Origin of the sequence: Streptomyces sp. NBC_01410 (assembly GCF_045040195.1) — a bacterium.
GTDB lineage: Bacteria > Actinomycetota > Actinomycetes > Streptomycetales > Streptomycetaceae > Streptomyces.
Genome location: NZ_CP109530.1, coordinates 5141409 through 5155240, shown reverse-complemented (window position 1 = coordinate 5155240; position 13832 = coordinate 5141409). Strand labels below are relative to the sequence as shown.

The window sequence follows — 13832 nt, the reverse complement described above, 5'->3', positions numbered from 1 at the left end:
TGTTCCCCAGGGAGCGGGCGGTGATCGCCCCTGGGGCGGTGCATGTGCCGGGGTGGCTGGCGGTGGAGCGACAGCGGGAACTGGTGGAGGCATGCCGCTCCTGGGCCCTCGGCCCGGTCCCGATCCGCCACACCTTGCTCCCGGGTGGCGGCGTGATGTCCGTGCAGACCGTGTGCGTGGGCTGGCACTGGCAGCCGTACCGGTACAGCCGCACGGCGGACGATGTGAACGGCGCCCGGGTCGCCGAATTCCCTGACTGGCTTGTGGAGTTGGGGCGGTCGGCTGTTGTCGCGGCGTACGGGGAGGACAAGGCGGATCGGGCGTACGCCCCTGACACCGCCCTGATCAACTTCTATGACGGTGCGGCGCGGATGGGGATGCACCAGGACAAGGAAGAGCGTTCCGGTGCTCCGGTGGTGTCGCTGAGCATCGGCGACAGCTGCCTCTTCCGGTTCGGGAACACCGAGACGCGGGGGCGTCCGTACACGGATGTGGAGCTGGCGTCCGGGGACCTGTTCGTCTTTGGCGGACCCACACGCTTCGCGTACCACGGGGTGCCGAAGGTGTACCCGGGCACGGCCGACCCGGCGACGGGCATGAGCGGTGGACGGCTGAACATCACCCTGCGCGAGACCGGCCTGCCGGGCTGAGCGGGCGCGGCGGGTGCTGGGCGAGTACTGCGGCGGTCAGCGCGAGCGCGAGTGGCCGAACAGGATCCGGTAGACGATCAGCAGCACGAGCGCGCCGCCGATGGCGGAGGCCCAAGTCGCCCCGTCGTAGAACTCGTTGGTGATGGGCCGGTCCAGGTACCGGGCCGATATCCAGCCGCCGATGAATGCGCCTGCCACACCTATGAGCGTGGTGCCGATCAGGCCCCCCGGGTCGCGGCCCGGGAGCAGGATCTTGGCTATGGCGCCGGCGAGCAGCCCGAGAATGATCCAGCTGATGATGCCCATGCCGTGAACCTGCCTTTCGTACGGTGTTGCTCGTGTTCTCAAGGACGTCGGGGGAGCTGAGCGCGGTTGCGGAGATCAGTAGGGTCGTCACATGACACCGGAACTGCGGCGGTCCCTGGGAGTCTTCGACGCGGTCGTGATCGGGCTGGGGTCGATGATCGGCGCGGGCATCTTCGTGGCACTCGGTCCCGCCGCCCGTGCCGCCGGATCGGGGCTGCTGCTGGGGCTTGCTCTGGCGGCCGTGATCGCGTACTGCAATGCCATGTCGTCGGCACGGCTCGCCGCCCGCTATCCGGCTTCCGGCGGGACGTATGTGTACGGGCGGGAGCGACTCGGCGAGTTCTGGGGCTATCTGGCGGGCTGGGCATTCATCGTCGGGAAGACCGCTTCGTGCGCGGCGATGGCGTTGACGGTCGGGGCGTATGCCTGGCCGGACCAGGCGCACGCGGTGGCGGTCGCCGCGGTGGTGGCGCTGACTGCCGTGAACTATGGGGGCGTTCAGAAGTCGGCGTGGCTGACGCGGGCGATCGTGGCGGTGGTACTGGCGGTTCTGGCTGCGGTCGTGGTCGTCTCCCTCGGGTCGGACTCGGCGGACTTCGATCGGCTGGACGTGGGCGCGGACGTGTCGGCGGGCGGCGTGCTCCAGGCCGCGGGGCTTCTCTTCTTCGCGTTCGCGGGGTACGCCCGGATCGCCACGCTCGGCGAGGAGGTGAAGGATCCCGCTCGTACGATCCCGCGCGCCGTGCCGCTGGCGCTGGGAATCGCGCTGGTGGTCTATGTGTGCGTGGCGGTATCGGTCCTTTCTGTGCTGGGTGCCGGGGAGTTGGGCAGGGCGACGGCTCCGCTCGCCGACGCCGTGCGAGCTGCGGGCGCCCAGTGGCTGACGCCCGTCGTGCGGGTGGGGGCCGCGGTGGCGGCACTCGGGTCTTTGCTCGCGCTGATTCTCGGCGTCTCACGGACGACGCTTGCGATGGCCCGGGACGGTTATCTGCCGGGCGCGCTGGCCGCCGTGCACCCCCGTTTCCAGGTGCCGCACCGCGCGGAGCTCGCGGTGGGCGCTGTTGTCGCCGTGGTGGCGGCGACGGCGGATGTGCGCGGGGCGATCGGCTTCTCGTCGTTCGGAGTGCTGGTGTACTACGCCATTGCTAACGCCTCGGCATGGACGCTGAGTTCCGAATCGGATCGGGATACGCCCGTTCGAGTGACGCAGGCACGAGCGATGACGGTGCGGGTGACCGCGGGCCTCGGGCTCGCCGGGTGCCTCGTGCTGGCCTTCGCACTCCCGGCGCTCTCGGTGGCGGCAGGCGCAGCAGTTCTGGCCGTGGGCGTCGTGGTGTACGCGGTACGCCGAAGGGGTTAAAGGGTGTCTTCGCCTAGCGCACTGCGAACGGCTGGTCCGTGCGGACGATCTCCTTGCCGAAGGGCAGGAGCGAGACCGGGATCAGCTTGAAGTTGGCGATGCCCAGCGGGATGCCGATGATCGTGATGCACAGGACGATGCCTGTGACGATATGGCCGAGCGCCAGCCACCAGCCGGCGAGGACCAGCCACAGCACATTGCCGACGCAGGACGGCGCTCCGGCATCACGGCGTTCGACGACGGTGTAACCGAAGGGCCAGAGGGCGTACACGCCGATGCGGAACGCGGCCAGACCGAAGGGGATGCCGATGATCGTGATGCACAGCACGAGTCCCGCAACCATGTAGCTGAGGAACATCCAGAAGCCGCACAGAACGAGCCAGATGACGTTCAGGATAGTTTTCACGGGCGACGACCTGCCATTTGCTCGAGTCGGGCGATGCGCTCCGTCATGGGCGGGTGTGTCGAGAACATCCTGGTGAGGCCCCGTCCCGGGCGAAACGGATTCGCGATCATCATATGACTCGCGGTCTCGAGGCGCGGCTCGGGCGGCAGCGGCAACTGCTTCGTACCGGCATCGAGTTTGCGCAGGGCGCTCGCGAGGGCGAGCGGATCACCCGTGAGCTGGGCGCCCGAGGCGTCCGCCTCGTATTCCCGCGAACGGCTGACGGCCAACTGGATCACCGAGGCGGCCAGCGGACCGAGGATCATGACCAGCAGCATGCCGATGAGGCCGGGGCCCTCGTCGTCGTCGGAGCGGCCTATGGGGATCAGCCAGGCGAAGTTCACCAGGAACATCACCACCGAGGCGAGCGCGCCCGCGACGGAGGAGATAAGGATGTCGCGGTTGTAGACATGGCTCAGCTCGTGGCCGATGACGCCGCGCAGCTCGCGCTCGTCGAGAATCTGCAGGATTCCCTCGGTGCAGCACACCGCGGCATTGCGCGGGTTCCGCCCGGTGGCGAAGGCGTTGGGTGCCTGGGTGGGCGAGATGTACAGGCGGGGCATGGGCTGACGGGCGGCGGTGGAGAGCTCACGGACCAGGCGGTACAGCGCGGGCGCCTCGAATTCGCTGACGGGACGGGCGCGCATGGCCCGCAGTGCCAGCTTGTCGCTGTTCCAGTAGGCGTACGCGTTGGTGCCGAGCGCCACGAAGAGCGCGACGATCAGGCCCGTACGGCCGAAGAAACTGCCGATGACGAGGATGAGAGCGGACAGTCCCCCGAGGAGTACGGCGGTCTTCAGCCCGTTGTGCCGGCGGTGCACGGTACGCCCTCCAAGTGGTGCCGCAGGGGAACCCTTCGCGTGATGGTGCTCCACTCACCAGTGGACCCTTCTGTACAGGTCAACGCCAGGCGAGGGAGGCTAGTTCCCTTGTGCTCCGGCCCTTGGAGTGGGCCGTTCGGGTGTCGCTCAGAACAGGTTGATCGCCGCGAAGCGGAGCACCAGTTGGGGATAGCCAGAGAGGACGACGCCGACGACGGCGGTGAGGACGATGGCCACGGTGACCGGGGCGGGGGCGCGCCTTCTGGCCGCAGCTGCTGCCTCGCCGCCCGCCTCGGCGCTCTCCGCGGCTGCCTCCGCGGCCCCTTCGGGGGCGCGGAAGAGGATCGCGGTCCACTGCAGGTAGTAGTACAGGGCGATCACGACATTGATGGCCATGACGACGGCCAGCCAGCCCAGGCCCGCGTCGACGGCCGAGGAGAAGACGGTCACCTTCGCGAACAGGCCGACGATGCCGGGCGGCAGGCCTGCCAGGCAGAGCAGGAAGAAGCCCATGGCGAGGGCGGTGAGCGGGCGGGTGGCGTAGAGGCCGCGGTAGTCGGAGATCCGGTTGAGCGGCCGGGTACGGGCGACGACCGCCGCCACCGCGAAGGCTCCGAGGTTCACGATTCCGTACATCAGGGCGTACGCGACGGTCGCGCCGATCTGGTCGTCGCTGGAGTACGCAGCGGCCGCGATCGGCACCAGGAGGTACCCGGCCTGCGCCACGGAGGACCATGCCAGCAGGCGTACCGCGCTCCACGCGCGCGTGGCCGACTGGCGCAGCGCCGCAACATTGCCCGCGGTCATGGTGAGACCCGCGAGGACAGCCATGGCCGGGCCCCAGACATCCGCGTATCCGGGGAAAGCGATGACCGTCACCAGGATGAGACCGGAGAAGCCGACGGCCTTTCCGACGACGGACAGATACGCGGCGACGGGCAGCGGGGCGCCGACATACGTGTCGGGGACCCAGAAGTGGAAAGGAACCGCAGCCGTCTTGAAGGCGAAGCCGACCAGGGTCAGCGCGACGCCCACCTTGGCGAGACTGTCCAGCTGGCCGGGGACCTTGTCGAGCTCGGTGGCGATCTGGGTGAGGTGCAGGGACCCCGTCGTGGCGTACACAAAGCTGACACCCAGCAGCATCACGGCGGTCGCGGTGACCGAGGACAGGAAGAACTTCAGGGCGGCTTCGCTGGAGAGCCGGTCGCCGCGCCTGAGGCCGACGAGCGCGAAGGCCGGCAGGGATGCGACCTCGAGGGCGACGACCAGGGTGGCCAGGTCGCGCGAGGCGGGCAGCAGTGCCGCACCGGCCGCCGAGGAGAGCAGCAGGAACCAGAACTCCCCTGCGGGGAGCTTCTTGCGGGTGTCGTGGAGCGAGAGCAGGGCGGTGAGCAGGGCGCCACCTAGCACAAGAAGCTGGATCACGAGCGTGAAGCGGTCGGCGGTGTAGCTGCACGCGTCCGCGTCGGTCGTGAGGCAGAACGTCGCGCGGTTGCCCTTGCGCAGCGGCACGAGGGTGATCAGCGCGGCGACCAGACCGGCGATCGAGATGGCCCCGAGCAGCGGCTTGCGCTTCTCGGACACGAACAGGTCGGCGACCAGGACGATCAGAGCCACCGTCGCGGTGATGGTGGGCGGCGCGATCGTGAGCCAGTCGACTGACTGGACGAGGCTGGTGACGCTGTCGGCTGCCACGGTCACGACTTGCCTCCTGCGAGGAGCTTCTGCACGGCCGGGTCGGTGAGGCCGAGGAGGACGGCGGGCCACAGTCCGGCGAGGACGGTGAGGGCGACGAGCGGGGACCAGGCCGCGAATTCGTAGCTCTGGACATCGGCGAGCGGTTTCACGAGCTGCTCCTCCTGCCCCGTCTGCCCCTCCGGTCGCAGCGCGCCCATGCAGACGCGGCGTACGACGACGAGGAGGTACGCCGCGGTGAGCAGGGTGCCGAAGCCGGCGATCACCATGAACGTGAGGAAGGCGGGTCGGTTCAGCCCCTCGGCGGGATCGAACGCGCCGAACATCGCCAGCATTTCGCCCCAGAACCCGGCGAGGCCGGGCAGGCCGAGCGAGGCGACGGCGGCGAAGGCGAGGAGGCCGCCGAGGCGCGGGGCCCGGCCGTAGAGGGCTGCCCCGGTGGCCCCGGAGAGGGTGTCGAGGTCGGCGGTGCCGTAGCGGTCTTTCAGGGCGCCGACCAGGAAGAAGAGCAGACCGGTGATCAGGCCGTGCGCGATGTTGGCGAAGAGCGCGCCGTTGACGCCGGTGGGAGTCATCGTCGCGATACCGAGGAGCACGAAGCCCATGTGCCCGACGGAGGAGTACGCGATCAGGCGCTTGAGGTCGCCGCCCGCGCCCTGCTTGGCGAGGGCGAGGCAGGCCAGGGATCCGTAGATGATGCCGACGACGGCGAAGGCGGCGAGATACGGCGCGAAGGTCTGCATGCCGTCAGGCGCGATGGGCAACACGATGCGGACAAACCCGTACGTACCCATCTTCAGCAGTACGCCGGCGAGGAGGACGGAGCCGACGGTCGGTGCGGCGGTGTGCGCGTCCGGCAACCAGCTGTGCAACGGCCACATCGGGGTCTTCACGGCCAGCCCGAGCCCGATCGCCAAAACGGCGATGACCTGCGTGGATGCGGTCAGCCCACGGCCGTTGTCAGTGGCGAGTGCCACCATGTCGAATGTGCCGGTCTTCAGCCCGATCAGCAGCAGGCCGAGCAGCATGACGACAGAGCCGAGCAGCGTGTAGAGGATGAACTTCCAGGCGGCGGACTGCCGCTCCTCGCCGCCCCAGCGGGCAATGAGGAAGTACATCGGGATGAGCACCATCTCGAAGGCCAGGAAGAAGAGCAGCAGGTCGAGGACGGCGAAGGTCGCGAGAGTCCCGGATTCCAGGACGAGCAGCAGCGCGACGAAGCCCTTCGGGGACGGACCCGAAGGCATCTTGTAGTAGCTGTACAGCGCGCACAGGAAGGTCAGCAGCGCCGTAAGGACCAGAAGGGGGAGGGAAATGCCGTCGACGCCGATGTGGATCCGCACATCGAGTGCCGGGATCCAGCTGATGTCCGTCGTGGCCTGCATCTTCGACGGGTGGTCGTGGTCGAAGCCGATGGCGAGCACGATCGCCGCGGCGAGGATCGCGCCGGTGATGGTCACGCCGTGGCGCAGGACCGCCTGGTCCGGGCTCTTGCCGCGCAGCCCGGGCGGGGCGGGCAGGAGCGCGGCCCCGGCCCCGATGAGCGGGCCGACGACGATGAACGCGAGAAGGAACTGCATCACGGACTCGCTGATATCGATCACGGCTCACGATCCCGCGTTGACGTTGGAAAGGACGACGGCGGCGATCGCCAGGACGACGGAGCCTGCCAGCAGCGCGCTCAGGTAGGTCTGCACATTGCCGGTCTGGGCGCGGCGGACTGCCGCGCCGAGCCAGCGGGCTCCCGTGCCCGATCCGCGTACGTACGTCTCGACGACCTCGCGGTCCAGGAAGCTGACCAGCTGGGCTGCGGCCCGGACGGGGCGTACGAACAGTGCGGAGTAGACCGCGTCGACGTGGAAACCGGCGGCGGCATGGCGGTGGAGCGGGCCGAGCAGAAGTCGGCCGGGGTCCGACTGGTCGGGGGCTGCCGCGATGTCGCCGTACGCGGGGGTGTGGGTCGCGATGGCCTCGGCCTCGGTGACCGACGGTGCCGCCTCCGGGTGGGCGGCGACCGCGCCCATGGGCGCCGGGGCGAGGGCCGCTCCAGCGCGGAACTGCAGGGCGCGCCAGGTGCCGTAGGTGATCAGTCCACCGACGAGCGCGACGCCCGTGCCGAGGACGGCGGTGGTGACGGTCGGGGCGAGGCTCTGGCCGTCGAACCAGTCGTCGAGATAACCGATGGTCAGGCCGATGCCGAGAGAGGGGACGGCGAGCACCCAGAGCACCGCGTTCATGGCGACGGGCTCGCGGCCGTGGTCCGGGGCTTCGACTCCGCGCCCGCGGAAGGCGAGCAACCACAGGCGCATCGCGTACGCGGCGGTGAGAAGGGCGGCGATCAGGCCGGAGACCAGCACCGTCCAGCCGGCGGCGCCGGGCGCGATGTCGGATTCGCCGAGCGCCGCGTGTTCGGCGGCGACAAGGATGGCTTCCTTGGAGAAGAAGCCCGCGAAGGGAGGAATGGCGGCGAGCGCGAGCAGGGCGACGGTCATCGTCCAGTACGCGTCGGGGATGCGCTTGGCGAGGCCGCTCATCCGGGACATGGCGGCCAGCGAGTTGGTGCCCGCGGCATGGATGATGACGCCCGCGCCGAGAAAGAGGAGCGCCTTGAACGCGCCGTGCGCCAGGAGGTGGAAGACAGCGGCGCCACGGTTACCGACGGCCAGCGCGCCCGTCATATAGCCGAGTTGGCCGATGGTCGAGTAGGCGAGGACCCGCTTGATGTCGTCCTGGGCGAGGGCGGCGAGGCCCGAGCCGACCATGGTGACGGCGGCCATCACGGCGAGAACGATGAGTGCTGCCGCGGAGGCGGTGAAGACAGGAAGGAGCCGGGCCACGAAGTAGACACCGGCGGCGACCATCGTCGCGGCGTGGATCAGCGCGGAGACGGGGGTGGGGCCCGCCATCGCGTCGGGGAGCCAGGTGTGCAGCGGGAACTGCGCCGACTTGCCCGCCACACCCGCCAGGAGCAGCAGGGCGATCAGCGTCGGGTGATCGATTCCGCCCGCCGCGACGGAGCCGAGGATTCCGGTGATCTGGAAGGTTCCGGCGTCAGTGGCGAGCGCGAACAGACCGAAGAGGAAGGGGACATCGCCGAGCTTGGTGACCAGGAAGGCCTTGAGGGAGGCGGCGCGCGCCTCGGGCGTCTCCCAGTAATGGCCTACGAGGAAGTACGAGCAGATGCCCATGATCTCCCAGCCGACCATGAGCACCATCAGGTCGCCGGAGTAGACGACGAGCAGCATCGCGGAGGTGAAGAGGGAGACGAGAGCCGCGTACGAGGGGTAGCGCGGGTCGTCACGCAGATAGCCCGTCGAGTAGATCTGCACGCACGACGCGACGACGCCGACCAGGACGGCGACGAGGACCGCGAAGCCGTCGAGATACAGGGCGAGGTCGATGGGGACCGACCCGGTCGGGGTGAGCTGGGTCGAGGCGTCGATCGGCTTGTCCCCGCCCTGGCGGACGGCGACGAGGACGGCGATGGCTGCCGCGGCGAGGGTCGGCAGGACGGCAAGGGGCCGTACGAAACCGGGGGCGGTGCGGCCGAGGAGCAGTCCGGCCGCGGCGCCCAGGAACGGAAGGAGGGGGACGAGGACGGCGAGGGTCGTGGTGGTCACGCGGTGGCCTCGGCCTTCTGCGCCCGGGCGGCTGCGTCGGCGTCAGGGTCGTCGGGCTCGCCGTCAGGGTGCTCGGCGGTGTCGCGAAGCTTGTCGACGTCCGAGGTTCCGCGGTTGCGGTAGACCATCAGGACGATCGCCAGGCCGATGCCGATCTCCGCGGCGGCGATGGCGATGGTGAAAAGGGTGAGGGCCTGGCCGGCGTGCAGGGTGTCGCGCATCCAGACGTCGAAGGCGACGAGGTTGAGGTTGACCGCGTTGAGCATCAGCTCGACGGACATCAGGACAAGGATCGCGTTGCGGCGCGCGAGCACTCCGTACAGCCCGACGGAGAAAAGGAGGACGGCGAGCACAGCGGGATAGGCGAGGTGCATCAGCTCTTCCCCTCGGGAGCCTTGACGTCCTTGCGGGACAGGACGATCGCCCCGACGAGGGCGGCGAGCAGCAGTACGGAGAGCGCCTCGAACGGCAGCACCCAGTGCCGGAAGAGGATCTCGCCGGATACCTGGGTGGAGCCCTGGGACGGTCCGTCCAGGTCGATCCAGGTCGTACGGAACGCGTCCACGACCACCCAGACCAGGGCGCCCCCTGCGGCGAGCGCGACCGCGAGGGCGACCCAGCCGTTGCGGGAGTCGGCGTCCGGGGAGCGGCCGATGGGGGCCTTGGTGAGCATCAGCCCGAAGAGAAGGAGGACGACCACGGAACCGACGTAGATCAGGACCTGCACCCAGGCGATGAACTCGGCCGTCAGCAGCAGATATTCGACGGCGAGGCCGCCGAGGGCCACGACCAGCCAGAGGGCGGCGTGCACCAGCTGCTTGGTCGTGACCGTGATGGCGGCGGCGCCGAGCGTGGCGATGCCGACGAGGAGAAAGGCGATCTCGACGCCGGTCGGGGAGAGGAAGCCGTGCGTTTCGGCTGCGGCGAGCATCATGCGGGACCTCCCTCGTCCGCGGGCGGTTCGGCCTGGGCGGCCGCGAGCTTTTCGACTGCCTTGCGGGCCGCGGCGATCTCCTTCGGCTCCTCGGCGCCCGGGTCGAGCGCGGGCGGCGCGGGCACCGTCCACATCCACTCGCGGAGCTTGTCCCGCTCATGGGTGAGTTCGCGGATGTCCGTCTCCGCGTACTCGAACTCCGGTGACCAGAACAGCGCGTCGAAAGGACAGACCTCGATGCAGATACCGCAGTACATACAGAGCGAGAAGTCGATGGCGAACCGGTCGAGGACGTTGCGGCTGCGCTCGCGACCGCCGGGGGCGGCTGCCGGAATCGTCTCCTTGTGGGAGTCGATGTAGATGCACCAGTCGGGGCACTCACGGGCGCAGAGCATGCAGACCGTGCAGTTCTCCTCGAACAGGCCGATCACGCCACGGCTGCGGGGCGGGAGTTCGGGCTGGGCATCCGGGTACTGCTGAGTGACGGTCTTCTTCGTCATCGTCCGCAGGGTGACGGCGAGGCCCTTCGCGAGGCCGGATCCGGGGATCGGAGGCATTACTGCATCACCACCTTCACGATGCCGGTGAGGGCGATCTGGGCGAGGGCGAGCGGGATGAGCGTGGTCCAGGCGAGTTTCTGCAGCTGGTCCTCGCGCATCCGCGGATAGCTCACGCGCAGCCAGATGACGACAAAGGCGAGTACGGCCGTCTTGAGCAGGGTCCAGACCCAGCCGAGACCGTCCGCCCCGAACGGGCCGTGCCAGCCACCCAGGAAGAGGACGGTGGTCAGAGCGCACAGGACGACGATCCCCGCGTACTCGGCCAGGAGGAACAGCGCGAAACGCAGGCCGGTGTACTCGGTGTACGCGCCGAAGATGATCTCGGAGTCGGCGATCGGCATGTCGAAGGGCGGACGCTGGAGTTCGGCGAGGCCCGCGGTGAAGAAGACCAGGGCGCCCACGATCTGCCAGGGCAGCCACCACCACTCGAAGGCGTTCAGGATGCCCGGCAGCGAGACCGTGCCGGCCGCCATGGCGACGGAGGCGGCGGTCAGCAGCATCGGCAGTTCGTACGCCAGCAGCTGCGCGGCGGTGCGCAGTCCACCCAGGAGGGAGAACTTATTGGCCGAAGCCCAGCCCGCCATGAGCGAGCCGAGCACCCCGACGCCCATCACGGCGAGCACGAAGAAGATGCCCGCGTCGACGACCTGACCGACCGCGCCCTCGCTCGGGCCGATCGGGATCGCGACCAGTACGAGCAGGTACGGGAGAAGGGCGACGGCGGGCGCGAGCTGGAAGATGCGGCGATCGGCACCGGCCGGGACCACGTCCTCCTTCTGCGCGAACTTCACGCCGTCCGCGACGAGTTGGGCCCAGCCGTGGAAGCCGCCCGCGTACATGGGGCCGAGGCGGCCCTGCATATGGGCCATCACCTTGTGCTCGGTCTGCCCGATGACGAGGGGCAGGACAAGGAAAACGGCGAGGATGACGACCAGCCGGAGGGCGACGTCAAGAGCGTCGTTCACGCGCCTCCTCCGGGACGTTCGGCCGAGTCGGCCGAGTCGGTCGGGGCCTCGTCGGCCTCGGGCCGCTCGGGTTCGTCGGGGGTGGGTTCGGACGGGGTCGGCTCTTCGGCGGCCGGGGCTGCCTTCGGCGCGGGGGTCGCCGGCTCTTCGCCGGCGGGCGGCTCGGGTGCCGTGGGCGCCGGCGGCGCCTCGTTCCCGGCCGCCGGGACAGCCTGGTCCGGCTGCGGCTCCGGCTCGGGTGTCGGGACAGGCTGGTCCGGCTCCGGCTCGGGTGCTGCGGGCCCTTCCGTACCGGCCGCCGGGTTCGCTTCGGTACCGGCCGCCGGGGCCGGGGCGGGCGGCTTCGGCTCAGGCTCCGGCGCGGGCGTCGGGCGGTCCTCCGTCGGCGCGGGCTCAGCCGTGGCCGACTCGTCGAAGGCCGGGCGGGCGTGGTGCCAGGGGGCGTCCGGCGTGCCCGGGCGGGCTGCGGCGGCGGGCTGCTGGGAGGCCGAGCCCTCGGAGGCGGTGCGTGCGCGGCGGGGACGGGCGGCCGGAGCCTCGGGGGTTTCCGCACCGGCCGTCGCCTCGGGCACAGCCGCGGCCTGCGACTCCGAGCCCTCCGACGCACTGCGGGCACGGCGCGGCGGGCGTTCCACCGGCGCGGCCTCCTGCGAGGCCGAGCCCTCGGCGACGCTGCGGGTGCGGCGGGGCGGGCGTTCGCCGGGTGCGGCGGGCGCGCCCGCAGTGCGGGCTGCCCTCGCGGGGCGGGCCGGAGCCGGGGGGAGCTGGCCCTTGAGCGGGCCCCATTCGTTCGGGTCCGGGACGCCCGGCGGAAGCATCTGGCGGCGCTTGGGGCCGCCGTGCTCCGACTCGCCCGGCTCCTTCGCGCCCGGCCAGGCCTTCGCGACGCGGGCCGCCAGCACGAAGTCCTTGCGCAGCGGGTGCCCCTCGAAGCCCTCCGGGAGAAGCAGCGGGACGAGGTGCGGGTGATCGGTGAAGGTTACGCCGAACATCTCGTACGTCTCACGCTCGTGCCAGGCGGCGCCCGCATAGACCTCGACAGCCGACGGGAGGGAGGCAGCGGCGTGCGGAACGGTCGTACGGATCAGCAGGCGGCGGACCGTACCGCCGCCCAGCGCGACGACATGGGCGCAGACCCGGAAGCCCGTGCCCGGTTCGTCGACCGCGCTCAGCCAGTCGAAATACGTGCAGCCCAGCGCGTCGCGGGCGATCTCCAGCGCGGCGATCCAGGAGCCGGCGGGGACGTCGACCGTGAGCAGGTCGTAGGCCCGCTCGGCGGTGGCTTCCTCGCCGAAGATCTCCGTAACGGCGTCGGGGAGTCGGTCGTAGGCGCTCACCGGTCACCTCCCGGCACCGGCGGCGGGGTGACCAGACCGCTTTGCAGCTGATCGACCGACGCCCGCGCGCCACTGTTTCCGTACCGCTCGCCGAGCGATTCGCGCGCGATCTTCTCCTGCAGCTTCAGAATGCCCTGGAGCAGCGCCTCGGGCCGGGGCGGGCAGCCGGGCACGTACACGTCGACGGGGATGATCTGGTCGACGCCCTTGGTCACGGAGTACGAGTCCCAGTACGGGCCGCCGCAGTTGGAGCAGGCGCCGAAGGAGATCACGTACTTGGGCTCGGGCATCTGCTCGTACAGACGCTTGACCGCCGGGGCCATCTTGTCCGTCACCGTGCCCGAGACGACCATCAGGTCGGCCTGGCGCGGGCCGGGCGCGAAGGGGATCACGCCGAGCCGGATGAAGTCGTGGCGCGCCATCGAGGCCGCGATGAACTCGATCGCGCAGCAGGCGAGCCCGAAGTTGAAGACCCAGAGGCTGTAGCGGCGACCCCAGTTGAGGACCACCTTCATGGGCTCCGGGGCCAGGCGTGACAGCACGCCCAGGCGTTGCGGCTCCGGCAGGAGCACGGGCTGGGCCTCGGGCCGGGTCACGTCCATGCCAGGACGCCCTTCTTCCATGCGTAGAGCAGTCCCACGGCCAGGAAGCCGAGGAAGATGAACATCTCCACAAGCGTCGTCGCGCCGTATCCCGCCGCGGCGAAGACCGTGGCCCACGGAAAGAGGAAGATCGAGTCGACGGCGAAGATCACGTACAGAAAGGCGTACACGTAGTAGCGGACCTGGGTGTGCGCCCAGCCCTCACCCACGGGGTCGACGCCGCACTCGTACGTCAGCATCTTTTCCCGCGTGGGCACCACGGGCCGCAGCAGCCGGCCCGCCCCGAAGGCCACGGCCACGAACAGCACGCCGATCAACGCGAGCAGTCCGACGACCGAATAGCTCTCGAAATAGTCCGCAGCGAGCACGGCCACGGTCGGTTCCGGCACCTCTGCCCCTCGCTCCCTGAACCTCGAACCTCGTTGGCGATCTGACCGATCTGTTCGATCTGTTCGACGATCTATCTCTACGCACGGGAGTCTAGGCCCTGCTAAAGGGACCGTAAGCAGTCGAGTGGCACATCAGGTGGGGTTATCC

Annotated in this window: 15 protein-coding genes; 2 read left to right on the top strand and 13 right to left on the bottom strand. The window is 69.8% G+C overall.

All coding sequences use genetic code 11. The annotated features are described in order from the left end of the window. Nucleotides 1-20: 20 nt before the first annotated feature. Nucleotides 21-650, top strand: a complete 630-nt coding sequence (locus OG741_RS23775) for an alpha-ketoglutarate-dependent dioxygenase AlkB family protein (RefSeq protein WP_405601043.1) — start codon at nt 21-23, stop codon at nt 648-650. Between the two features lie 36 nt (nt 651-686). On the opposite strand, the gene OG741_RS23770 is transcribed toward OG741_RS23775, so the two are convergent. Next, nucleotides 687-956, bottom strand: coding sequence for a GlsB/YeaQ/YmgE family stress response membrane protein (locus tag OG741_RS23770; protein ID WP_405601041.1), 270 nt, complete (start codon nt 954-956; stop codon nt 687-689). Between the two features lie 91 nt (nt 957-1047). Between OG741_RS23770 and OG741_RS23765 the strand changes: the two genes are divergently transcribed. After that, nucleotides 1048-2316 (top strand): APC family permease, encoded by a 1269-nt coding sequence (locus tag OG741_RS23765; protein WP_405601038.1) that lies wholly within the window; start codon nt 1048-1050, stop codon nt 2314-2316. Between the two features lie 13 nt (nt 2317-2329). On the opposite strand, the gene OG741_RS23760 is transcribed toward OG741_RS23765, so the two are convergent. The 12 genes from OG741_RS23760 to OG741_RS23705 form a co-directional block, all read right to left on the bottom strand. Continuing rightward, nucleotides 2330-2722: a YccF domain-containing protein gene (locus OG741_RS23760; protein WP_324985416.1), complete on the bottom strand. Its 393-nt coding sequence runs from the start codon at nt 2720-2722 to the stop codon at nt 2330-2332. Further along, a complete protein-coding gene (gene htpX, locus OG741_RS23755) occupies nt 2719-3582 on the bottom strand; it encodes a zinc metalloprotease HtpX (protein WP_405601035.1) in 864 nt (287 codons plus the stop codon). Before htpX ends, OG741_RS23760 begins: the two co-directional genes overlap by 4 nt. 147 nt (nt 3583-3729) lie before the next feature. Next, nucleotides 3730-5283 (bottom strand): NADH-quinone oxidoreductase subunit N, encoded by a 1554-nt coding sequence (locus OG741_RS23750; protein ID WP_405601032.1) that lies wholly within the window; start codon nt 5281-5283, stop codon nt 3730-3732. Further along, nucleotides 5280-6857: a NuoM family protein gene (locus OG741_RS23745; RefSeq protein ID WP_405605734.1), complete on the bottom strand. Its 1578-nt coding sequence runs from the start codon at nt 6855-6857 to the stop codon at nt 5280-5282. Before OG741_RS23745 ends, OG741_RS23750 begins: the two co-directional genes overlap by 4 nt. A 27-nt stretch (nt 6858-6884) precedes the next feature. Continuing rightward, nucleotides 6885-8897 (bottom strand): NADH-quinone oxidoreductase subunit L, encoded by a 2013-nt coding sequence (locus tag OG741_RS23740; protein ID WP_405601030.1) that lies wholly within the window; start codon nt 8895-8897, stop codon nt 6885-6887. Next, entirely contained in the window at nt 8894-9271 is a 378-nt protein-coding gene (nuoK, locus tag OG741_RS23735; RefSeq protein ID WP_405601027.1) for an NADH-quinone oxidoreductase subunit NuoK, read from the bottom strand. The genes OG741_RS23740 and nuoK overlap by 4 nt, the downstream gene beginning before the upstream one ends. Next, complete coding sequence (locus OG741_RS23730) at nt 9271-9831, bottom strand: NADH-quinone oxidoreductase subunit J (RefSeq protein ID WP_405601026.1); 561 nt, start codon at nt 9829-9831, stop codon at nt 9271-9273. Before OG741_RS23730 ends, nuoK begins: the two co-directional genes overlap by 1 nt. Further along, nucleotides 9828-10388, bottom strand: coding sequence for an NADH-quinone oxidoreductase subunit I (locus OG741_RS23725; protein WP_266479257.1), 561 nt, complete (start codon nt 10386-10388; stop codon nt 9828-9830). The genes OG741_RS23730 and OG741_RS23725 overlap by 4 nt, the downstream gene beginning before the upstream one ends. Further along, entirely contained in the window at nt 10388-11356 is a 969-nt protein-coding gene (locus OG741_RS23720; protein WP_266479259.1) for a complex I subunit 1 family protein, read from the bottom strand. Before OG741_RS23720 ends, OG741_RS23725 begins: the two co-directional genes overlap by 1 nt. Further along, nucleotides 11353-12693, bottom strand: a complete 1341-nt coding sequence (locus OG741_RS23715) for an NADH-quinone oxidoreductase subunit C (RefSeq protein WP_405601023.1) — start codon at nt 12691-12693, stop codon at nt 11353-11355. Before OG741_RS23715 ends, OG741_RS23720 begins: the two co-directional genes overlap by 4 nt. Then, a complete protein-coding gene (locus OG741_RS23710) occupies nt 12690-13295 on the bottom strand; it encodes an NADH-quinone oxidoreductase subunit B (RefSeq protein ID WP_405601020.1) in 606 nt (201 codons plus the stop codon). Before OG741_RS23710 ends, OG741_RS23715 begins: the two co-directional genes overlap by 4 nt. After that, nucleotides 13286-13684: an NADH-quinone oxidoreductase subunit A gene (locus OG741_RS23705; protein WP_266479267.1), complete on the bottom strand. Its 399-nt coding sequence runs from the start codon at nt 13682-13684 to the stop codon at nt 13286-13288. Before OG741_RS23705 ends, OG741_RS23710 begins: the two co-directional genes overlap by 10 nt. Nucleotides 13685-13832: the final 148 nt, after the last annotated feature.

What these genes read in the sequence shown, in the direction of transcription:
- OG741_RS23770 (WP_405601041.1), bottom strand. Translation starts at nt 956, where the DNA reads ATGGGCATCATCAGCTGGATCATTCTCGGGCTGCTCGCCGGCGCCATA.
- OG741_RS23765 (WP_405601038.1), top strand. Translation starts at nt 1,048, where the DNA reads ATGACACCGGAACTGCGGCGGTCCCTGGGAGTCTTCGACGCGGTCGTG.
- OG741_RS23745 (WP_405605734.1), bottom strand. Translation starts at nt 6,857, where the DNA reads ATGCAGTTCCTTCTCGCGTTCATCGTCGTCGGCCCGCTCATCGGGGCC.
- nuoK (WP_405601027.1), bottom strand. Translation starts at nt 9,271, where the DNA reads ATGCACCTCGCCTATCCCGCTGTGCTCGCCGTCCTCCTTTTCTCCGTC.
- OG741_RS23730 (WP_405601026.1), bottom strand. Translation starts at nt 9,831, where the DNA reads ATGATGCTCGCCGCAGCCGAAACGCACGGCTTCCTCTCCCCGACCGGC.
- OG741_RS23725 (WP_266479257.1), bottom strand. Translation starts at nt 10,388, where the DNA reads ATGCCTCCGATCCCCGGATCCGGCCTCGCGAAGGGCCTCGCCGTCACC.
- OG741_RS23710 (WP_405601020.1), bottom strand. Translation starts at nt 13,295, where the DNA reads ATGGACGTGACCCGGCCCGAGGCCCAGCCCGTGCTCCTGCCGGAGCCG.